General features: G+C 59.2%; 19 protein-coding genes. 6 read left to right on the plus strand and 13 right to left on the minus strand.

The genetic code is table 11. From position 1 onward, the window contains the following. Positions 1–12: 12 nt before the first annotated feature. Positions 13–930 (minus strand): transcriptional regulator MetR, encoded by a 918-nt coding sequence (gene metR, locus LIX91_RS01070; protein WP_003412948.1) that lies wholly within the window; start codon positions 928–930, stop codon positions 13–15. Between the two features lie 106 nt (positions 931–1,036). On the opposite strand from metR, the gene LIX91_RS01075 reads away from it, so the two are divergent. The 3 genes from LIX91_RS01075 (at position 1,037) to LIX91_RS01085 (ending at position 3,744) form a co-directional block, all read left to right on the plus strand. Next, positions 1,037–1,771: a 5-methyltetrahydropteroyltriglutamate--homocysteine methyltransferase gene (locus LIX91_RS01075; RefSeq protein ID WP_003418532.1), complete on the plus strand. Its 735-nt coding sequence runs from the start codon at positions 1,037–1,039 to the stop codon at positions 1,769–1,771. Positions 1,772–1,894: 123 nt separating this feature from the next. Further along, a complete protein-coding gene (locus LIX91_RS01080; RefSeq protein ID WP_003412945.1) occupies positions 1,895–2,887 on the plus strand; it encodes an alpha/beta fold hydrolase in 993 nt (330 codons plus the stop codon). 209 nt (positions 2,888–3,096) lie between these two features. Beyond that, entirely contained in the window at positions 3,097–3,744 is a 648-nt protein-coding gene (locus LIX91_RS01085; RefSeq protein ID WP_226487847.1) for a DsbA family oxidoreductase, read from the plus strand. 154 nt (positions 3,745–3,898) lie between these two features. Here the strand turns inward: LIX91_RS01085 and LIX91_RS01090 are convergent, their stop codons facing one another. From LIX91_RS01090 to LIX91_RS01135, 10 genes are all read right to left on the minus strand, one after another. Beyond that, the gene (locus LIX91_RS01090) at positions 3,899–5,227 is read right to left on the minus strand and encodes a sigma-54-dependent transcriptional regulator (protein ID WP_046234966.1); all 1,329 of its coding nucleotides are present in this window, start codon (positions 5,225–5,227) and stop codon (positions 3,899–3,901) included. Between the two features lie 10 nt (positions 5,228–5,237). Next, positions 5,238–7,145: an ATP-binding protein gene (locus tag LIX91_RS01095; protein ID WP_100072435.1), complete on the minus strand. Its 1,908-nt coding sequence runs from the start codon at positions 7,143–7,145 to the stop codon at positions 5,238–5,240. A 60-nt stretch (positions 7,146–7,205) separates the two neighbouring features. Then, entirely contained in the window at positions 7,206–7,940 is a 735-nt protein-coding gene (locus LIX91_RS01100; RefSeq protein WP_003412939.1) for an amino acid ABC transporter ATP-binding protein, read from the minus strand. Beyond that, positions 7,937–8,602: an ABC transporter permease subunit gene (locus LIX91_RS01105; protein ID WP_226487848.1), complete on the minus strand. Its 666-nt coding sequence runs from the start codon at positions 8,600–8,602 to the stop codon at positions 7,937–7,939. The genes LIX91_RS01100 and LIX91_RS01105 overlap by 4 nt, the downstream gene beginning before the upstream one ends. Next, positions 8,603–9,349, minus strand: a complete 747-nt coding sequence (locus LIX91_RS01110) for an amino acid ABC transporter permease (protein ID WP_003418523.1) — start codon at positions 9,347–9,349, stop codon at positions 8,603–8,605. Between the two features lie 128 nt (positions 9,350–9,477). After that, a complete protein-coding gene (locus tag LIX91_RS01115) occupies positions 9,478–10,392 on the minus strand; it encodes a glutamate/aspartate ABC transporter substrate-binding protein (RefSeq protein WP_003428827.1) in 915 nt (304 codons plus the stop codon). A gap of 346 nt (positions 10,393–10,738) precedes the next feature. After that, positions 10,739–12,277 (minus strand): glycerol-3-phosphate dehydrogenase, encoded by a 1,539-nt coding sequence (glpD, locus tag LIX91_RS01120; protein ID WP_003412931.1) that lies wholly within the window; start codon positions 12,275–12,277, stop codon positions 10,739–10,741. A gap of 520 nt (positions 12,278–12,797) precedes the next feature. Continuing rightward, positions 12,798–13,553 (minus strand): DeoR/GlpR family transcriptional regulator, encoded by a 756-nt coding sequence (locus tag LIX91_RS01125; protein ID WP_003363617.1) that lies wholly within the window; start codon positions 13,551–13,553, stop codon positions 12,798–12,800. 99 nt (positions 13,554–13,652) lie between these two features. Further along, positions 13,653–15,158, minus strand: coding sequence for a glycerol kinase GlpK (glpK, locus tag LIX91_RS01130; protein ID WP_003405430.1), 1,506 nt, complete (start codon positions 15,156–15,158; stop codon positions 13,653–13,655). A 60-nt stretch (positions 15,159–15,218) separates the two neighbouring features. Next, a complete protein-coding gene (locus LIX91_RS01135; protein WP_046270073.1) occupies positions 15,219–16,076 on the minus strand; it encodes an MIP/aquaporin family protein in 858 nt (285 codons plus the stop codon). Positions 16,077–16,429: 353 nt separating this feature from the next. Here LIX91_RS01135 and ybaK point away from each other — a divergent pair, with 353 nt between their 5' ends. After that, positions 16,430–16,900 (plus strand): Cys-tRNA(Pro) deacylase, encoded by a 471-nt coding sequence (gene ybaK, locus LIX91_RS01140; protein WP_003412925.1) that lies wholly within the window; start codon positions 16,430–16,432, stop codon positions 16,898–16,900. Positions 16,901–16,908: 8 nt separating this feature from the next. On the opposite strand, the gene LIX91_RS01145 is transcribed toward ybaK, so the two are convergent. After that, on the minus strand, positions 16,909–17,982 hold the full coding sequence (locus LIX91_RS01145; protein WP_226487849.1) for an ABC transporter ATP-binding protein: 1,074 nt from the start codon (positions 17,980–17,982) through the stop codon (positions 16,909–16,911). Next, complete coding sequence (gene argF / locus LIX91_RS01150; protein ID WP_003418510.1) at positions 17,979–18,899, minus strand: ornithine carbamoyltransferase; 921 nt, start codon at positions 18,897–18,899, stop codon at positions 17,979–17,981. Before argF ends, LIX91_RS01145 begins: the two co-directional genes overlap by 4 nt. 452 nt (positions 18,900–19,351) lie before the next feature. On the opposite strand from argF, the gene LIX91_RS01155 reads away from it, so the two are divergent. Both LIX91_RS01155 and LIX91_RS01160 read left to right on the plus strand, forming a co-directional pair. Then, entirely contained in the window at positions 19,352–19,645 is a 294-nt protein-coding gene (locus tag LIX91_RS01155; protein ID WP_100072432.1) for a hypothetical protein, read from the plus strand. A 132-nt stretch (positions 19,646–19,777) separates the two neighbouring features. Continuing rightward, positions 19,778–21,886 (plus strand): molybdopterin oxidoreductase family protein, encoded by a 2,109-nt coding sequence (locus LIX91_RS01160; protein ID WP_226487850.1) that lies wholly within the window; start codon positions 19,778–19,780, stop codon positions 21,884–21,886. Positions 21,887–21,936: the final 50 nt, after the last annotated feature.

Below are 21,936 nucleotides of genomic sequence, written 5' to 3' on the forward strand. Positions count from 1 at the left end.
AGGACGATACTGTCAGCGAACCACACTCACTCCGTCCAGCGTCGAAAACGAAGTGTCCTTGGCGGTCAGCAGGAAGTCACGCATGTACGGTGCGTCGAGCATGTCGGCGCGGATACCGGCGTAGAGCGTCGCGAACAGTCCTTTCTCGCCCAGGCGCTTGGCTTTTACATAGCCGCGTGAGCTGTATTCATGCAGCGCCCAGTGCGGCATGCCGCAGACCCCGCGCCCGCTGGCCACCAGCTGCATCATCATCACCGTCAACTCTGATGTTCGTACCTGTGCCGGTTCGATGTCGGCGGGTTCCAGGAAGCGCGTGAAGATATCCAGCCGGTCGCGTTCCACCGGGTAAGTGATCAGCGTTTCAGTCAGCAAGTCTTCCGGGACGATGTAGGGCCTGGTTGCCAATGCATGTTGATTGGCCACCGCCAGCATCGCTTCATAGGTGAACAGCGGCACGTAGGTGATGCCCGGCAATTCCAGCGGGTCGGAGGTCACCACCAGGTCCAGATCGCCACGCGCCAGGGCAGGCAAGGGCGCGAACGAGAAACCGGAAGACAGGTCCAGTTCGACCTCGGGCCAGGCATCGCGGAACTGGTCGATGGTCGGCATCAGCCACTGAAAACAGCTGTGGCACTCGATTGCCATGTGCAGCCGTCCCGCCGTACCTCCCGCCAGTCGGGCGATGTCGCGCTCGGCACTGCGCAGTTGCGGCAGCATGGAGTCGGCCAGTTGCAGCAGGCGCAAACCGGCGCTGGTAAAGCGCACCGGTTTGGTCTTGCGCACAAACAGCGGCATGCCCATGCGCTCTTCCAGCTCCTTGAACTGATGAGACAGCGCCGACTGCGTCAAATGCAGGCGCTCGGCTGCCTCCACAAGGCTGTCAGCCTCGCGCAGGGCATGCAGGGTTTTGAGGTGGCGTATTTCAAGCACGGTCAGTGCTCCATGAGCAGTATTTGTGATCAACACGAAAAAAATGAGTTTGTCTCATGTTGTATCAGCTGTCGACAATAGCCCCATCTTTTATGGAGGACGCATCGTGGCCCTGACTCAACACCCTGACTATTTTCACATTGGCGCGGACCGTGAATTGCAGCACGCTCTGCAGGCTTTCTGGAAACAGGATCAGGGTGTTGCGACCACTGGCGCCGAATTGCGCACCTGGTTGATGGCGCGTTACCCGCAGCAGGTGCCACACCTGAAACGCGACCAGCGTTTTCAGCCCGATTGGGCGCCGCTGCTGGCGAGCGTCGCTGAAACCTGCGAGCAAGGTCGCAAACCTGCGTTGATAGGTCCGCTGACACTGCTCTGGCTAAGTGACGTTCAGGGTGACGAAGTGGATCGCCTCGACCTGCTGGAGCATCTGCTGCCGGTGTATGGCGAGATCTTCGGGCGGCTGGCCGCGCGCGGTGTCGAGTGGATTCAGATCGACGAACCGATCCTCGCGCTTGATCTGCCGCTGGCATGGAGCAACGCCTTCGAGCGTGCCTATCACATTCTTCAATATTCGCCGTTGAAGAAGCTTATCGGCCTCTATCACGGTGACCTGCGGCCCAACCTGGGTGTCGCGGCCCTGCTGCCAGTTGCAGGGTTGCACCTGGACAGCGTGACCGAACCGGAGCTGCTGGCTCCGGTGTTTGATCGTCTCCCGGTTTACAAGGTTCTGTCCCTGGGCGAGTGCGATACGCATTCGAACTGGCATCAGGAATCGTTGCTCGAAGCGCGCGCCCGTTTTGGGGAAAACCTGATGGTGGCGGATCAGGTCGCGGCCTAACGCAACATCCGATTAACGACCGCTCAGCGCCATTCATCAAACTGTCACGCAAGTGTGGCAGCGCGCTTGGAAAAACATCATCAGACTCGCGGCCTACTGGGGTTCTGTTTTTTGGTGTTTTTCATGCGGGTTTTAATTTTTCTGGCCGCGCTTCTGTGCGGCTTGCCGTCTTTTGCGGCCGATCGTTGTGATACCGATGTTCCTGTACAGATGGCTGACCTCAAGGAAGTGCGGATTGCCTACCAGAGTATTGGTAGCGAGTCCGACCCTGCCTTGCTGTTGGTGATGGGGCTGGGTGGGCAGCTGATTCACTGGCCGGACGAGGTCGTGGTTGCGTTGTGTCAGCAGGGCTATCGGGTCATTCGCTATGACAATCGCGATGTGGGTCTGTCTTCGTGGGTGCAGCAGCCAGCGGATGCCAATCTGACATTCGAAGTACTGCGTTACAAACTGGGTCTGCCTGTCTCGGCACCCTATTCGTTGACTGATATGGCCGATGATGCACTGGGGTTGATGGATGCATTGCAGATTCGCCAGTTTCACGTGTTGGGCGCGAGCATGGGCGGCATGATTGCCCAGCACCTGGCCGATCTGGCGCCGTCGCGGGTCGAAAGCCTTACGCTGATCATGACCAGTTCCGGTGCGCAGGGTTTGCCTATGCCCAGTACCGCGCTCATGCAACTGTTGGCGCGTCGCGGCGCGCCCAATCGGGAAGTGGCGATCGAGCAGCAGGCCGATTTGCTTGCGGCGCTGGGCAGCCCGCAGGTCAAGGACGATCGCCAGCAGCTGCTGCATCAGGCGGCTGTTTCCTATGACCGGGCGTTCAATCCCGAAGGTGTGAAACGCCAGATCATGGCGATTCTGGCCGAGCCCAGCCGCGTGGAACTACTGAACCGTCTGCGTCTGCCGGTACTGGTGGTTCATGGCACGGCTGACCCCTTGTTGCCGGTCATGCACGGTGTACATGTGGCCGCGCACATTCAGGGCAGCCAGCTGCGCCTGATTCCGGGGTTGGCGCATCGTTTTCAGGAAGCCTTCAAGGCGCCGTTGCTCGGTGCAGTGTTGCCCTACCTGAAAGCCCAGCATGAAGACGGTCGCAACCTGGCTCAGTTGTAAGCTGGCCTGGTTGTCAGGCATGGACAGAGGTGTATCGTGTGACCTTTGCTTCCAAACTGTGTAAAAACTACTACGCTTGGCAATACTGCGTTAAAAACAGGCGAAAAATGCTCATTTAGAACACCTAGACTCCGCTTTTTCGCCTGTTTTTGCCTTGTCTTGCCTTCGCTCGTGACGTTTTTACACACTCTGTACCGAAAAGGGCCGACATGACAACTGCACTGAAGATCGACTTCATCTCCGATGTTTCCTGCCCCTGGTGCGTCATTGGTCTGCGCGCGCTGGATCAGGCGCTGGAGGCATTGGGTGATGAGGTGCAAGCGCATATTCACTTCCAGCCTTTCGAGCTGAACCCGAACATGCCTGGCGAAGGGCAGGACATCAAGGAGCACATCGCCGAAAAGTACGGCTCCACGCCGGAGCAGATCGAAGGTATTCACCAGACCATCCGTGAACGCGGTGCTGAACTCGGCTTCACCTTTGCCAGCGGCGAGCGGCGTATCTACAACACGTTCGATGCCCATCGCCTGCTGCACTGGGCCGAACAGCAAGGCAAGCAGCACGCGTTGAAGCAGGCGCTGTTCGAGGCGTATTTCAGTGACCTGAAAGACCCGTCCAGTCACCAGACTCTGGCAGATGTGGCGCAGAAGGTCGGCCTGGACCGTCTGCGTGCTCGGGCCATTCTGGAAGGCGACGAGTACACCACCGAGGTTCGCGAGGCCGAGCAGCTCTGGACGTCTCGCGGTATCACGTCCGTGCCGACCATGGTCTTCAACGACCAGTACGCCGTCTCGGGCGGTCAGCCGGTCGAGGTATTCGTCAGCGCAATCCGCCAGATTGTCGCTGAATCGCAGTAACGCACTGCCTGTGCAGGATAGGACGAAGAGCATGGGCACGATAGGTGTCTTGAAGACGCCTATCGTTCCTCACGCTCCAGCGTGGGAATGCAGTGGGTGACGCTCTGCGTCACAGATCTGCGCTACACCGCACGCTCAAGATCGGGCGCAGTGTTCAAAGCCCGTATTTCTTGACCTTGTCAAACAGTGTGGTCTTGGCCATGCCCAGTTCCTGGCTGGCCTGGCTGAGGTTGCCGCCGCTGCGTTGCAAGGCGTCGCCGAGCAATGAGCGTTCAAAGGCTTCAACCGCTTCGGCAAACCCCAGACTCTGGTTTTCACTGACCGTGCCCGACTGCTTGAACGCTGGCAGACCCAGCGCAAAGCGTTCTGCCACGTTGCGCAGTTCGCGTACATTGCCCGGCCAGTCGTGGCTCATCAGGTTCGAGCTGGTCTGTTGATCCAGCGCAGGCGGTTCGCGGTCGAAGCGTAACGACGACAACTGCAGGAAGTGTTCGAACAGCTGCAGAATGTCTTCGCGGCGTTCACGCAGGGGTGGCAGTTCAAGCGTGACGACGTTCAGGCGGTAATACAGGTCGCTGCGAAACTGATTGGTCTTGCCCAAGGCATTCAGGTCGGACTTGGTCGCCGCTATGACCCGGCAATCCACGGCGACGCTCTGGTTGGAACCCAGCCGTTCGAGGGTTCGCTCCTGCAGGACGCGCAGCAGCTTGATCTGCAGATTGACCGGCATGCTTTCCACTTCATCGAGAAACAGCGTGCCGTTGTGCGCGTGTTCGATCTTGCCGATGCGCCGTTTGCCCGCGCCGGTAAAGGCGTTGGCTTCATGGCCGAAAATTTCCGATTCGAACAGGCTTTCCGCCAGCCCGCCACAGTTGAGCGCCACGAACTGGCTGTCCTTGCGCCGACTGAAATCGTGCAGGCAACGCGCGACCAGTTCCTTGCCCGTGCCGGTTTCGCCTTCGATCAGTACGTTGGCCGAGGTGTCGGCGACGTTGGCAATCAACGCACGCAGGTTTTGCATGGCCGGGGAGCGACCGATGATCCGGCCCTCCAGCGAATCGCGCTCGGCCAGTTGCTTGCGCAAGGCCCACACTTCACGGGCCAGGCCGCGTTGCTCCAGTGCGCGCCGGGTGACGTCCACCAGACGCTCTGGAGAAAAGGGTTTCTCCATGAAATCGTAAGCGCCATCGCGCATTGCGTTGACGGCCATGGTGATGTCGCCATGGCCGGTGATGAGCACCACCGGCAGGCTGCTGTCACGTGCCTTGAGACGGCTCAGCAACTCCAGTCCGTCGATACCCGGCAGGCGAATATCGCTGATGACGATACCGGCGAAGTTGTCATCAATGCGCTTCAAGGCCTCTTCGGCGCTGGAAACGCCCTCGCTGGCAATGTCTTCCAGCGCGAGGGCCTGCTGACAGCCGAGCAATACATGCGGATCGTCTTCGACGATCAGGACAGTCAGGTCGCTGTTTATGCTCATGGGTGTCGTCTCATGTCGGGCTGTCCGGGTGGCGGGCATCGGGGATAAACGGCAGGCTCAGGACAAACGTCGTACCGCCGTCCTGCGGATGCTCTGCGCTCAGGCTGCCTCCGGCTGCGGCGGCAAGGCTCGCCGACAGCGTCAGGCCCAGCCCCAGGCCTTGTTCGCCCGGTTTGGTGGTGAAGAAAGGTTCAAACAGATGCTTGCGCGCCTCGGCATCGACGCCGTGCCCGTTATCACGTACCCGCAGACGGTATCGGCCGTCGACAACCGATCCGGTGAGCCATAACTCCGGTTGCAGCAGGTCGAACATGGCGTCCAGGGCGTTGCCGATCAGGTTGACCAGAATCTGTTCCAGGCGGGTCTGGTCGATGGTCAGGGTGGCGTCGACGAAGTCTCGATGCACTATCAGGCCTGACTGCTCCAGACGCACGCCCAGCAACTGCGCCGCCGCATCGACAGCCTTGCTCAGTTGCGCCTGGCCCTGATCGTCGCCGCGTCTGGCGAATGCGCGCAGGCTGGCGGTGATGCGGCCCATGCGGTCGACCAGATCATTGATGGTACGCAGGTTGGTACTCGCGGTGTCCAGCGCGCCTCGTTCCAGAAAACGCACAGTGTTGCCGGACAAGGTGCGCAGTGCGGCCAGAGGCTGGTTCAGCTCATGCGCGATGCTGGTCGACATCTGGCCGATGGCTGCCAGCTTGCCGGCCTGTACCAGCTCGTCCTGGGCTTTGCGCAAGGTGTCTTCGGCCTGCCTTCGTTCACGAATCTGTGCCTTGAGGCGTTCGTTGCTGGCGCGCAGGTGTTCGGTGCGTTCGGTGATCTTGCGTTCCAGCTCGTTGTTGGCCGCCTGCAGCGCTTCCCTGGCAGCAAGCCGGGTCGAGATCACCTTGCGCCGCTCGTTCCAGGCAATCAGCAGAAAGGTCACCAGCGCGCAGGCCACGGCGACCAGCATGCCCTGATTGGCCGCTTCACGGCGCAGATCCTCCAGCGGGGTAAGCAGCGTCAGGTGCCAGGCGGTGTCACTCAGCGGGCGGCTCTGGGCCAGATAGCTGACCTTTTTGTGTTCGCGGTCGACACTGATGTTGGCGGGGAAAACCAGTGTTTCGACGCCTTCAGACAAGGTTTCCCGTTCCAGTGGCACCAGTTCGTTGAGCGGCCACCAGTAATATTGCAGGCTGCGAGCCAGACGTTCCTTGACCTCGGCCGTGAGCGGCCGCACTGATTTCAGCCGCCGGGCCGGGTCGCTGGAGAGGATGATGATGCCATTCTCGTCGCTGACAAATGCCTCCAGCCGTGCCCGCTGCCAGCGTTCTTCAAGTGCTTCGAGGCGTACCTTGATCACCGCAACGCCGATGATGCGGCCTTTGTCTTCCAGCCCATGGGCCAGGTAATAGCCCGACTCACCGGTGGTAGTGCCGATGCCGTAAAAGCGCCCGGGCAGGCCGCGCACGGCGTCCTGAAAGTAGGCACGGAAAGACAGGTCTTCACCCTGATAGCTGTCGGAGTCGCGCCAGTTGCTGGTGGCCAGCACGCGTCCGGTGGTGTCCATCACGTAAATGGCACGGCTGCGGCTGCGTCGATTCAGCCCTTCGAGGTAGCGGTTGACCTGTTGCTGAAGCTCCGGTCCCGGTTCGTTCAGCAACTGCGACACACTGGATTCCAGCTCCAGCACGCTGGGCAGGTAGGTGTATTTGCTGATTTCACTCTCGACCGTGCGCGCGTGCAGCTCGAGCTGGCGTTCGCCGGTTTCGCGCAGGCCCTTGATGGCGCTGTGTTCACTGACCAGATAGGCGACATAGCCCAGCCCGATCATCAGCATGAGGATCAGTGGTGGCAGAAACAGTTGACGGATCAGACGGGGTTTCACGGCGAGTGATGGCGGGGCGGCGCGATAAAGAGTGGGGTCGCATTTCATCACAGTCGTCCTGGACCGAACAGCTGCCCGCTGATAGGCGGACAGCCGTCAAGCTATTGCCTAGTGCTGAAGGATCTTGGCGAGGAATTGCTGGGCGCGTTCCGAGCGTGCGCTGACGTCACCGAAAAACTCTTCCTTGGCGCAATCTTCGACGATCTGTCCCTTGTCCATGAAAATCACCCGGTTGGCGACTTTGCGGGCGAAACCCATTTCGTGGGTCACGCACATCATGGTCATGCCTTCATGGGCCAGTTGCACCATCACATCGAGCACTTCATTGACCATTTCCGGGTCGAGCGCGGACGTGGGTTCATCGAACAGCATGACCACCGGGTCCATCGCCAGCGCGCGCGCGATGGCGACACGCTGTTGCTGCCCACCGGAAAGCTGCCCGGGATGCTTGTGCGCATGCTCGGAAAGCCCGACGCGGTCCAGCAGCTTCAGACCCTTCTCGGTGGCTTCGGCCTTGCTGCGGCCCAGCACCTTGATCTGCGCGATGGTCAGGTTTTCGACAATGCTCAGGTGCGGGAACAGTTCGAAGTGCTGAAACACCATGCCCACCCGCGAGCGCAGCTTGGGCAGGTTGGTCTTCGAATCGGAGATCGATGTGCCGTCGACGACGATATCGCCTTTCTGAAACGGCTCCAGCGCGTTCACGCATTTGATCAGGGTCGATTTGCCGGAGCCGGACGGGCCGCACACCACAACTACTTCGCCCTTGCTGACCTCGGTGCTGCAATCGGTCAGTACCTGGAAGTCCCCATACCACTTGTTGACGTTTTTGATGGAAATCATACGGCAAACCTTTTTTGCAGACGCTTCACCAGCAGCGAGGCGGCAAAGCTGATCGTGAAATACACCAGACCGGCAATGATCAGGAACTCGTTGGCGCGCCCGATGATGTCGCCACTGGCGCGCGATGCGTTGAGAAAATCGACGAGGCCGACGGTGTACACCAGAGAGGTGTCCTGAAACAGAATGATGCTCTGTTGCAGCAGCAACGGGGTCATCTTGCGAAACGCCTGGGGCAGGATGATCAGTCGCATCATCTGCGAGTAATTCATACCCAGCGCCTGAGCGGCGCCCATTTGTCCCTTGGAGATCGACTGCACGCCGGCACGGACGATTTCGCAGAAGTACGCGGCTTCGAACATCATGAAGGCCACGACGCAGGAGGCGAACGCACCGATGGGCGTGTCTTCACCGGTAATCCAGCGCAGCACGAACGGTACGGCCAGATAGAACCAGGTGATCACCAGCAGCAGCGGGATCGAACGAAAGTAGTTCACGTAGGCACCGGCCACATTGGCCAGCAGTTTGTTCGATGACAGGCGCATCAATGCCAGCAGCGTACCAAGCACCAGGCCGCCGCCGACACCCATCGCCATCAGCTTGAGGGTCATGACCATGCCGTTCCACAGGCCGGGAATGGCCGGAACGATTCCAGTGAAGTCCATTTATTTGCCCCCCAGTGAGATGAGTCCCGGTACGGCGACTTTCTTCTCGATCGCACGCATCAGCAGCATCAGGCTCATGTTCAGCGTGAAGTAGATGAGCGTCGCGAGGGTGAAGGCCTCGAACAGGTTGGCGGAGAACTCGGCGGTTTGTTTGGTCTGCGCGAGCAGCTCCATCAGGCCGATCAGCGACGCGACCGACGAGTTCTTGAACACGTTCAGGAATTCGGAGGTGAGCGGCGGAATGATGATCCGGTAAGCCTGCGGCAACAGCACGTTCCAGTAGATCTGTGGCAGCTTGAAGCCCATGGCGCGTGCGGCCGATTCCTGGCCCTTGGGCAGTGCTTCAATGCCGGTACGCACCTGTTCGCAGACCCGTGCAGCGGTGAACAGGCCAAGGCAGACCACGACGCTGAGGAACGCGGAGGTGGTCGGGTTCAGGTCTTGCTTGTACCACTCCTGCAGGTTTTCCGGCAGCAGGTCGGGCACCAGGAAGTACCAGATGAACAGCTGCACCAGCAGTGGCACGTTACGGAAGATTTCCACGTATACCGTGGCGATGCCCGACACCAGACGGTTTGGCACGGTGCGCATGACGCCCAGCACCGAACCCAGTATCAGGGCAATGATCCAGGCAATGACAGCAATGGCGATGGTCCAGCCCAGACCGGAGATGAACCAGTCCAGATAGGTCTCGCTGCCGACGCCGGTGGACTTGAAGAATACGCCCCAGTCCCAGTTGTAATTCATCAGGGTCTCCCCCTCTTTTTATTGCTATCGAAATGCACGCACTGTCGTCAGTCAGGAGTGACGAGGCTATCCCGGGCAGGCAGTGCTCGCCCGGGATACCGTCAGTTCGGACTGGCTGAACCGGTATCTCAGGCTTTCTTGTCGTCAGCCGCTTTGTCGGTCGGGTTCTGAATCAGCTCCTTGAGCTTGTCGCTCATCGGGAAATTCAGATTCAGACCTTTCGGAGGAACAGGGGACATGAACCACTTGCTGTAGATAGCGTTGATGTCGCCCGACTTGTAGGTAGCGACAATGGCGTCATCGACAGCCTTCTTGAACGGGGCATCGCCCTTGCGAACCATGCAGCCGTAGATCTCGTAGGATTGTGCAGTCCCGGTCACTGCCCAGTCGTCCGGCTTCTTGGCCTTGGCCATTTCGCCTGCCAGCAGCGCGTCGTCCATCATGAAGGCGACTGCACGGCCGGACTCGAGCATCTGGAAGGATTCACCGTGGTCTTTGGCGGAGATCACGTTCATGCCCATCTGCTTGTCAGCGTTCATCGCCTTGAGGATGCGCTCGGAAGTGGTGCCAGCCGTGGTGACGACGTTTTTGCCTTTCAGGTCGTCGAAATCCTTGTAGCTGGAATCCTTTTTCGACAGCAGGCGCGTGCCGACTTCAAAGATGCCGATGGAGAAATCGACCTGCTGCTGGCGCTCGGCGTTGTTGGTGGTCGAGCCACATTCCACATCGACGGTGCCGTTCTGAACCAGCGGGATACGGGTCTGCGAAGTCACCAGGTTGTACTTGACCTTGAGGTCAGGCATGTCGAGGTCTTTCTTGATGGCTTCGACGATTTTCAGCTGGATATCGTGGGAGTAGCCCATCGGCACGCCAGAGGCATCAGCGATGTAGGAAAACGGGATAGAGGCGTCACGATGGCCCAGCGTGATGGTGCCGGATTCCTTGATCTTCTTCAGAGTGCCAGTGAGTTCGGCGGCGAAAACCGGCGTGCTGATCAGAGCGGCAGCGATAGCTGCGCCCAACAGGTGGGGAACGATGCGCATGGTTGAGTCCTTGATTTCATTTTTATTGATGGGGCCGTAATCAGAGTCGGCCCGCTTCTTGGCGAATGCTTCAACGGCGTCCACATCCAGACACACGCTCTTGTCGAAACGCTCGGTTCAGAATATAGAGCATGAGTCGTGCCAAGCAGTTTTAAGAATTCAACATGCTGATTTAAAAGGGATTTTTTGAGGTTGGCTGTAGTGCCGCGGACCAAGGCGTCCGGGAAGCCGAATAAGGCGGGGCCGATTGTTCGGAAAACCGAATGGAATGGGTTGTGCAGGAGTACGGCTGCAAGGAGGGAGACCTGTTCACCGCACGATGGGTGAACAGGTTGCAGGCGTATTATCAGGCAGCTTCGAAAGAAGCTTTATTGCGCACGACTGTTTCCAGGTAGCTGCTCACGGCGGCCTGTTCCTCAGGCGTCGTGAACAGGCCGAGCTTGGTGCGGCGCCACAGGATGTCTTCGATGCTGGTCGCCCATTCCTGGTCGCACAGGTAGTCGACCTCGCGGGTATACAGGCCTGCACCCAAATGCTGACCAAGGTCTTCCAGGCTTTGCGCGCCCTCCAGCAAGCGCCAACTGCGGCTGCCGTAGGTAATCGACCAGCGCTTGGCGATAGGCGCGGGCAGCCAGCTGCAGCGACGGGTCATTTCTGTTGCCAGCGCTTCGGCGGTGGTCATGTCTTCGCCACCCGGCAGGGCAGCCTTGGCCGTCCAGCTTGGCTTCATCTGTTTGAAGAACGGTGCCAACTGCGCCATCGCCGACTCGGCCAGTTTGCGGTAGGTGGTCAACTTGCCGCCGAACACCGACAGAATCGGCGCTTCGTCTGCACCGCCTGACAACGAAAGCGTGTAGTCACGGGTGATGGCAGACGGATTATCGGACTCGTCGTTGCACAGTGGGCGCACGCCCGAGAACGTGTGGAGCACGTCTGCGCGACTCAACTGTTTCTTGAAGTGGTCGTTGGCCACTTTCAGCACGTAATCCATCTCGCCTTCAGTGATATCCACCTTGTTCGGATCGCCCTGATACTCACGGTCGGTGGTGCCGACGATGGTGAAGTGCTCCAGGTACGGAATCGTGAACACGATGCGCTTGTCTTCGTTCTGCAGAATGAACGCGTGCTCACCCTCGTACAGTTTCGGCACGATCAGGTGGCTGCCTTGAATCAGGCGGATGCCGTAAGCCGAGTCGAGCTTGAGGTCTTCACGAATGAACTTGGCCACCCATGGGCCTGCCGCATTGACCAATGCCTTGGCATGGATCGAGAACAGGCTGCCGTCGCTGCGCTCCAGATGCAGATGCCACATGCCCTTGATACGACGGGCGCTGACACAGCGGGTCTGAGTATGAATGTGCGCACCGTTTTCACGAGCGGACATGGCGTTGAGCACGACCAGACGCGCGTCGTCGACCCAGCAGTCGGAATATTCGAAACCGCGGGTGATGCTCGAGTTGAGCGGGCTGTCTGCACCGAAATGGATGGTTCGGGATGCGGGAAGTTTTTCGCGCTTGCCGAGGTTGTCATAAAGGAACATCCCGGCACGAATCATCCAGGCCGGACGCAGGTGCGGACGATGAGGCAGCACAAAGCGCATTGGCTTGACGATGTGCGGCGCTTTGGCAAGCAGCACTTCGCGTTCTGCCAGGGCTTCACGCACCAGACGGAACTCGTAGTGCTCCAGATAGCGCAGGCCACCATGGATCAGCTTGCTGCTGGCCGAGGACGTGTGGCTGGCCAGATCGTCCTTTTCGCACAGAAAAACCGAAAGGCCGCGACCGGAGGCATCCGCTGCGATACCGACACCGTTGATGCCACCGCCAATAACGGCAATGTCGTAGACCTCTGAGAGGGGCGGGGTTGGCACGTTGGTGTGGGGCATTGGTGGCCTCCTGGACAATTCGTGAGCAGTGCTCGAAAGGCGAATCTGAACATTAATGTTCACTTTCGAAAATAATAGCTCAATAAAATGACCCTTGCTAGCGCGTATCGATTGAAAATACTGATGACTGGGTCAGGAAAAGAACAAATATGAACATTGTAGGGCGGGAATTGTTACCGGGAGGATGGATGCACAGCCTGCCCGGAATTGCTCTGGCTCACAGGTCTGCGCTGCATCGCAGAAGCAGGAGAGGACGCAGAGCGTCCAGAACGGCATACCCACGCGGAGCATGGGTACGATGGTGTTCTTGCGTACACCTAGCGTTTCTCACGCTCCAGCGTGGGAATGCCCTGGGTGACGCTCTGCGTCACAGATGCATGCCGCGCCATACATCCACGAGTCTTGTGGGAGCGAGCTTGCTCGCGAAGAGGCCGGTACAGACTCCAGAAAATAGGGCGCTCGATGCACCGTCTTCATGAGCAATGCGGACCGCCGCGCGAACACAACCCGCGCCTGACAATCACACCACTTCCAGACGAATCTTGTGCTGGTTCAGCAACTGCTGCAGGGCGGGGACGGGGGGCTGGTCGGTGACCAGGCAATCGATGAGGGTGATCGGCCCCAGGCGGACCATGGCGTTGCGTCCGAACTTGCTGGAGTCAGCTGCCAGCAGCACTTTGCGTGCGTTGGCGATGATCGCCTGGGACACCCGCACTTCCTGGTAATCGAAGTCCAGCAGGCTGCCGTCTTCGTCGATGCCACTGATGCCCACCAGGGCAAAGTCCACTTTGAACTGGGTGATGAAGTCGATGCTGCCCTGGCCCACAACGCCACCGTCACGTCGCACATTACCGCCTGCTATCAGCACCTCGAAATCATCCTTGGTGCTCAGGATCGACGCCACATGCAGGTTATTGGTAATGATCTTCAGGTTGTTGTGGTTGAGCAACGCACGTGCGATGGATTCGGTGGTGGTACCGATATTGATGAACAACGAGGCGTTGTCCGGGATCTGCGCGGCGATGGCCTCGGCGATCCGTTGTTTTTCGTCGCGCATCTGGTCCGCACGCATGGCGTAGGCGGTATTTTCGATGCTGGAGTCATAGGCCGCGCCGCCGTGGTAGCGGCGCAACAGGTTCATTTCCGCCAATTGATTGATATCACGGCGAATGGTTTGTGGGGTCACGACGAACAGCGTCGCCATCTCCTCGATGCTGACATAACCACGGTCACGGACCAGTTCGAGGATCTGTTGTTGGCGGGGAGGCAGGTTCATTGTTTTTCCTTGGGCGCCCTCTACAAATGGCGCCCATCATGCCGCAGGAAAGTGCAACCTGTCAGCCGGAATCCTGCTCCCCTCCTTACAACAGCACTGTCACTCTTCGTTTTCGTGCGGTTCCCAGTCACGAGTGCGCGCGACTGCTTTCTGCCAGCCTGCGTAAAGTTTTTCACGATGCGCTTCTTCACAGGACGGCTCGAACACACGCTCTATCACGGCCTTGTTACGCAACTCGTCCAGGCTGCTCCAGAAACCAATCGCCAGACCGGCCAGGAAGGCTGCACCCAGTGCCGTGGTTTCACGCATTTGCGGGCGCTCAACGTGGGTGCCGAGAATGTCTGCCTGGAACTGCATCAGGAAGTTGTTGGCCACTGCACCACCGTCCACACGAAGCGACTTGAGGCGTTCGCCGGAGTCCTGTTGCATGGCGTCGAGCACGTCGCGGGTCTGATAGGCGATGGATTCCAGCGCTGCACGAATGATGTGATCGACTTTCACGCCACGGGTCAGGCCGAACAATGCGCCTCGTGCGTAGGGGTCCCAGTAAGGTGCGCCCAGGCCCGTGAACGCCGGCACCAGATACACGCCGTTGCTGTCCTTGACCTTGCCGGCGAAGTATTCGGTGTCCAGCGCGTCGTTGATGAGCTTGAGTTCGTCGCGCAGCCACTGCACGGTCGAGCCACCGTTGAAGACCGCGCCTTCCAGCGCATAGGCCACTTCACCGCGCGGGCCGCAACCGATGGTGGTGAGCATGCCGTGCGCCGATTTCACGGCTTTCTTGCCGGTGTTCATCAGCAGGAAGCAGCCAGTGCCATAGGTGTTCTTGGCCTGGCCGGGTTCGACGCACATCTGGCCGAACAACGCTGCCTGCTGGTCGCCTGCGATACCGGCGATCGGGATGCCGCTCTTGCTGTGGCCGTAAACTTCGGAGGAGGCTTTGACCTCTGGGAGCATCTCGCGCGGGATGTCCAGCACGTCGAGCATGCGCTGATCCCATTCCAGCGTATGGATGTTGAACAGCATGGTCCGCGAGGCGTTGGTGTAGTCGGTGACGTGAACCTTGCCGCCGGTGAATTTCCAGATCAGCCAGGTATCGATGGTGCCGAACATCAGCTCGCCTTTGCGTGCGCGCTCGCGGCTGCCCTCAACGTTGTCCAGGATCCACTTGACCTTGGAGCCGGAGAAGTACGGGTCAATCACCAGCCCTGTGGTGTCCTTGATGTACTCCTCAAGACCGTCGCGCTTGAGTTGCTGGCAGATCTCGGTGCTGCGGCGGCACTGCCAGACGATTGCGTTGTAGATCGGGCGGCCGGTGTCGCGTTCCCAGATGACCGTCGTTTCACGCTGGTTGGTGATACCGATGGCGGCGATCTGGTTGTGGTGCAGATCGGCTTGTGCCAGTGCCTTGGTCATGCACGCCGTCTGGGTAGCGAAGATTTCCATCGGGTCGTGTTCGACCCAGCCTGCCTGCGGGTAATGCTGGACGAATTCGCTTTGGGCAGTGCTCACCACGTTGGCGTCGCGGTCGAAGATGATGGCGCGCGAGCTGGTGGTGCCCTGGTCAAGAGCAATGATGTAGTTCTTGTTCTGTGTGTCAGTCATGTCGATTGCCTTGCATTATTGGGTGGGATTCAGTTGTGTGAGATTCAAATTGAGTGACATTCAAGATGAAACCTGAACTTTGCCGCGAACCACAGGAGCCTCTTTTTCATTTTCAACAGGAGCGGCGCTGGGCAGATGACGCGCAATCAATGCGCGGTAGCCAGCAGCACCAAGGCAGGCACCCAGAATGGGCGCAAAAATCGGAACCAGGAAATAAGGAATGTCGCGACCGCCGGTGAAGGCCATTTCACCCCAGCCAGCGAAGAACGTCATCAGCTTCGGACCGAAGTCGCGCGCCGGGTTCATGGCGAAACCGGTCAGCGGGCCCATCGAACTGCCGATCACGGCTACCAGCAGGCCGATCAGCAAGGGTGCCAGCGGGCCGCGCGGCAAACCATTGCTGTCATCGCCCAAGGCCATGATCACACCCATCAGAATGGTGGTGATGACCACTTCGACCAGAAAGGCCTGACCGACCGAAATGGCCGGGTTGGGATACGTCGAGAACACCGACGCCAGCTCAAGACTCTGCTCGCTGCCGCGAATGATGTGGTGAGCATGTTCGAAGTCGAAAAAAAGGCTGATGTACAGTAGGTACACCAGACCCGCTCCGCAGAACGCGCCTGCGATTTGCGCCGAGATGTAAAAGGGCAATTTACGTTTTTCAAAACCGGCGAACAGACTCAGCGCGATGCTGACGGCCGGGTTGAGGTGGGCACCCGAAATGCCGGCGCTGAGGTAGATCCCCATGCTGACGGCAATGCCCCAGATGATGCTGATTTCCCAAAGGCCGAAGGTGGCTCCCGCGACCTTGAGCGCTGCAACGCATCCAGTGCCGAAAAAAATCATCAGGGCGGTGCCAAGAAATTCAGCCACACATTGCCCGGTGAGCGTCGGTTGTTTTAGTGCGATGGACATGGATACCTCATTTTTTGTTTTTGTCTCGGCACCCTGAGACAGGTGTGGGTGCTCGTTATTCGTGCGTCTCAGAAAAAACCCCATTTCTGATCGCCGTTGCGAGTTATACCGAAAAATCGCTTTCGATAATATTCGTAAACGAAAAAATATAGACAAGAAACAACGCTGTCAAAGGTCGGAACCGAACGGTCAGTAAATCGCCAGGACCCCGCAAGGACCCGGCAAGACCGCTTTATACCGGGGAATTCAGGCTGTTGCCAAAAGGCCATCAGTGTCGCAGGTGGCGTGAATCAAGGCATGTTCACTTTACTTCGCTTAAAGTGACGGGCATTCGGAACCTTTTGGAGCGCTGCATGACACCCGCACTGGATTTGCTGAAAAAAAATCGCGCCGAGCATCGCATTCACAGTTATGAACATGATCCGAAAGCGCCGTCATATGGACTGGAAGCAGCGGAAAAGCTGGGTCTGGAGCCTGCACAGGTTTTCAAGACGCTGCTCGCCAGTACCGAAAAAGGTGAGTTACTGGTCGCCGTCGTGCCGGTCGTCGGAACACTCGATCTAAAGGCGCTGGCGCAGGCTGCCGGGGCGAAAAAAACCGAAATGGCTGACCCTGCGGCGGCGCAACGTTCGACGGGTTACCTGTTGGGTGGCATCAGTCCCTTGGGCCAGAAAAAGCGTCTGCGCACCTTTATCGACGAAACTGCCCAGCGCTTTGACAGCATTTATGTCAGTGCCGGGAGGAGGGGGCTTGAGGTCGAGCTGTCGCCAGCGGTGCTGGCTGAACATACCCAGGCCAGGTTCGCCCCGATCGGCAGGGAATGACCTGCGTCTCAGTGGTTGAGCGTATGCACGGCCACGCTGCCGGGTGCCGGGAACAGCACCAGATGGTCTGCTGCCACACGAATACCGACTTCCTCACCCTGGCCGTGGTCGGCGTGGCTGGGGAAAATGGCTTCCAGCTGACTGCCGGTCGACAATTGCAGACGATACAGCGTCGAGGCGCCCTGAAAGGTTCGACCGATGACCCGTGCTTTCAGGTCGCTGTGCGGCGCGTAGACGATATCGTCAGGACGTAGCAAGACATCCACAGCGGAGCCACTGACGCCCGGGTATGCCCGGTTGCCGCGCAGTACGCCGAGTTCGGTATGCACCGATTGCGGGTCCATCATCTGCCCGCGAATGAAATAGCCCTGGCCGATGAAGCTGGCAACGAATGGCGTGCGCGGCTCGTGGTAGAGATTGTAAGGGGTGTCCCACTGTTCCAGGCGTCCCTCCTTGAATACGCCTACTTGATCGCTGACGGCAAAAGCCTCTTCCTGATCATGAGTCACCAGAATCGCGCTGGTGCCACGCGCCTTGAGAATATCGCGCACCTCATGGCTCAGGCGCCGACGCAACTCGCCGTCCAGGTTGGAGAAAGGCTCGTCGAGCAGCAGGAGTTGCGGCTCGGGCGCCAGTGCTCTGGCCAGCGCCACTCGCTGTTGCTGCCCACCGGACAGCTCGTGAGGATAGCGCTTGCCCAGCGCGCCGAGGTTGACCAGTTCAAGCAACTCGGCGATCACCTGATCCAGGCGCGGGTGGTTGCGAATGCCGAATGCGATGTTTTCAGCGACACTCAGGTGCGGGAACAGCGCGTAATCCTGAAACACCATGCCGATGCGGCGTTTCTCTGGAGGCAGGGTCCAGCCCGGACGGGAGATCACTTCGCCCGCCAGGGTGATCTCGCCCGCATGGATCGGTTCGAAGCCGGCAATGGCGCGCAGTGTGGTGGTCTTGCCGCAGCCCGACGAGCCCAGCAGGCAGCCGATATCACCCGCGTTGAGGTGCAGGTTCAAATCCTGCACCACGCGCTGGTTCTGATAGCCGCAACCGAGGTTGCGCAGGTTCAGCAGCAACGGGTTCATGCGGGCTTGCAGGCCGGCGCGACGAGAAACTCCAGCAACGCTTTCTGCGCGTGCAGGCGATTTTCTGCCTGATCCCAGGCGACCGAGCGTGAATCATCCAGCAGGTCGACACTGATTTCTTCGCCGCGATGAGCAGGCAGGCAGTGCATGAACAGCACGTCCTTGTCAGCCAGGTCGAGCAGGGCGCGCGTGACCTGAAAGGGCGCGAACAACTTCTTGCGCCGGGCGGTTTCCTCTTCCTGTCCCATGGAAGTCCACACATCGGTGCTGACCAGATGGGCGCCGGCAACTGCGGCTTTCGGATCGCGGACCACAGTGACACGCTCGCCAGCCAATGCCAGAAACTCGGCGTTCGGCTCGTAGCCGGCAGGGCAGGCCACACGCAACTGGAAGTCGAATTGAATCGCCGCTTCTATATAGCTGTTGCACATATTGTTGCCATCGCCGATCCAGGCGACGGTCTTGCCCTTGATCGAGCCGCGATGCTCCAGGAAGGTCTGCATGTCGGCGAGCAACTGGCACGGGTGCAGATCATCGGACAGGCCGTTGATGACCGGCACGCGTGAATTGGCGGCGAATTCGGTCAGATTGCTGTGCGCATAAGTACGGATCATGACCGCATCCAGCATGCGCGACATCACTTTTGCACTGTCGGCAATCGGCTCTCCACGTCCCAACTGGGTGTCTCGATGCGACAAAAAGATGGCCTGGCCACCGAGCTGAATCATCCCTGCTTCAAAAGAAAGACGGGTACGTGTCGAGGATTTCTCGAAAATCATCCCCAATACCCGGTTCTTCAGCGGTTCAAAAAGTACACCGCGATTTCGCAGGTCTTTAAGCTCTACGCCACGACGGATCAAGCCCAAGAGTTCATCCGGGGTGTAATCCATCATCGAGAGAAAGTGCCTGGCGTTCATGATTAACTACCTTTTCTGCAACAGACCGCAGGTTATCAAAGCCGGTTTTTATCGATAAAACGGGCGAGACCTGCGGCGGAAGCCGCACGGGGCGACGAATAAGAAAGGCGCGATAGTATAAAAAAATGTCGCGTCTTACCAATAGCATGCGTTTTTCTGAAACATGAGTACGACTGCGTCCCGGATAGAGGGGACGCCGTTATTCTGTGTTGACGGGGCAAAAACTGGCTACGCTGAGAAGGTTGATAGCCATCTGCACGTTTTCCGAAGGCAGCATTTGTACACTGCCCAAATAGCGCTTGGCAATTAGTACCAATCCTGTAACAGTCCACGTTTGCGCGGGCGTTGCCTGATGGGATGCGCTTCACGGGCTTGAAACAAGGACCGTTTCTTTAATCCCGGACGTGGGTTATAAATCGTTGCCGATACATTACTGATCGAGGGGTGGGGGAATGGACTCAAAAGAGCATCAATTAACGGAGTTGCTCGGGCTCACCGCCCGCACGCTTACCCATCTGACAGCTTCGATGACCTCGATGTCTTTCGAGCTGCTGCGCAGCGAGGACGAAGTCACGCGTACGGCGGGGCGGCGCATGATCGATCGCATGGCCACCATCAGCTCAGGCCTCGACGAGCACTGGCGCCTGATCGGCGATCTGACCGGCGTCCACTTGGCGCAGGAACAGATCGAAACCGTGGCTGAAATCCAGCAAAAGCGCAAGGTCGTCACGCCTATCGGCGGTTGATTCGGCCAACTCATCCGCGCGCCTGATGCCCCTCGATTCACGGGCCGAACATCAGTGGTGCGGGGCATGGCAAGGCAGCATAGTGAGTGTTCGGCAATCAACCGGATTGCCATGACAAGATCTGAGGCTGTGATGACCCGGACTGAACACTACCGAGCCTGCCACCTGTGCGAGGCCATTTGTGGTCTTGTGATCGAGACCGTCGTGGAGGCGGATTCTGCGCCGCGCATTGCCTCGATCAAGGGCGACCCGCTGGACACGTTCAGCCGCGGCCATATCTGCCCCAAGGCGGTTGCGCTGCAGGACATCCAGAACGACCCTGATCGTTTGCGCCAGCCGATGCTGCGCAGCGGTGATCAGTGGCAGCCGATTGCCTGGCAGCAGGCGTTCGATCTGGTGGCGGAGCGACTTTACGCCATTCAGCAGCGCCATGGGCAAAACGCGGTAGCGGTCTATCAGGGCAACCCCAGCGTGCATAACTACGGGTTGATGACGCACAGCAATTACTTTCTCGGCCTGCTCAAGACCCGCAATCGTTTTTCGGCCACGTCGGTCGATCAGTTGCCGCACCACCTCAGCAGTTTCCTGATGTATGGCCACGGCATGCTGTTGCCGATTCCGGATATCGATCACACCGATTTCATGCTGATTCTCGGCGGTAATCCGTTGGCCTCCAATGGCAGCATCATGACGGTACCGGATGTCGAAAAACGTCTGAAAGCAATCCAGCAGCGCGGCGGCAAACTGGTGGTCATCGACCCGCGCCGCAGTGAGACGGCTGCCATCGCTGACCAGCATCTGTTCGTACGTCCGGGCGGTGATGCGGCGTTGCTGTTCGGGCTGCTCAATACGCTGTTCGAGGAGGGGCTGACCCGCGAGAGCCATTTGCCTGTCGACGGCCTGGAGCAGGTTCGCCACGCCATTGCCGGTTTCACTGCAGAGGCGATAAGCCCGCGCTGCGGTATTGCTGCCGAGCAGATCCGGCAACTGGCGCGGGACTTCGCGGCCGCTGACAAGGCGGTGTGTTATGGGCGAATGGGCGTGTCGACTCAGACCTTCGGCACGCTGTGCCATTGGCTGGCACAACTGATCAATCTGGTGACTGGCAACCTGGACCGTGTGGGTGGCGCACTCTGTACAGAGCCCGCCGTCGACCTCGTCAGCTCGACATCCGGCGGTCATTTCAATCTGTGGCAAAGCAGGGTGTCGGGCCTGCCGGAGTATGGCGGGGAGTTGCCGGTCTCGGCGCTGGCCGAGGAAATGCTCGTGGAGGGGGAGGGGCAGGTTCGCGCGCTGGTGACCGTTGCGGGTAACCCGGTTCTGTCGACGCCCAACGGCCGTCAGCTGGAGCAGGCGCTCGAAGGGCTTGAGTTCATGCTCAGCATCGATCTTTACATCAACGAGACCACTCGCCACGCCGACTTGATCCTGCCGTCCACCTCGGCACTGGAAAATGATCACTACGACACCACCTTCAACACCTTGGCAGTGCGCAACGTCACGCGCTTCAATCGGGCCATTTTCGACAAGCCCGAAGGTGCGCTGCACGACTGGGAGATTTTCGTCGGGCTGGCCAGCGCCTTTGCCGACAAGGCCGAGCGGGCGCTGAAACCCACGTTGCCGCCTGCGCAGATGATCGATCGCGGGCTGCGTGCAGGCCTCTATGGCGACGCATCACCCCATAAGCTGTCACTGGAGACCCTGGACAGTCATCCGCACGGTCTTGATCTTGGGGCGTTGAAGGCCAACCTTGCAGAGCGCCTCAAGACCGCCAATGGTCGCATTCAGGCCGCGCCTGAGGTGATCATGGCCGACCTGGCGCGCTTTGCAGCCGAGCCAGCTCCCCAGGCCGGTGAGTTGCTGCTGATTGGCCGTCGGCATGTGCGCAGTAACAATTCCTGGATGCACAACTACCATCGGCTGGTGAAGGGCAAACCCCGGCATCAACTGTTGATGCATCCTGACGATCTCGCGTGCCGTGGTCTGAGTGACGGCCAGCAGGTTCGGGTCAGCTCCCGGGTCGGGATGATCGAGGTTCAGGTGCTGGGCAGTCTGGACATGATGCCCGGGGTGGTCAGCCTGCCGCACGGTTGGGGGCATTCACGTGCGGGGGTAAAGATGGCGATCGCGCAGAGCCTGCCTGGCGTCAGTGCCAATGACCTGACCGACGAACGGCAACTCGACGCGCTGTCCGGCAACGCGGCGTTGAACGGCGTACCGGTGCAGGTCGTGGCGTGTTAAGCCTCAAGACAGAGCGTCATGCTCGGGATTTCGTTACAATGCGCCACCGT

This window comes from Pseudomonas sp. B20, assembly GCF_020515755.1.
In the GTDB taxonomy this organism is placed as follows: Bacteria; Pseudomonadota; Gammaproteobacteria; order Pseudomonadales; family Pseudomonadaceae; genus Aquipseudomonas; species Aquipseudomonas syringae.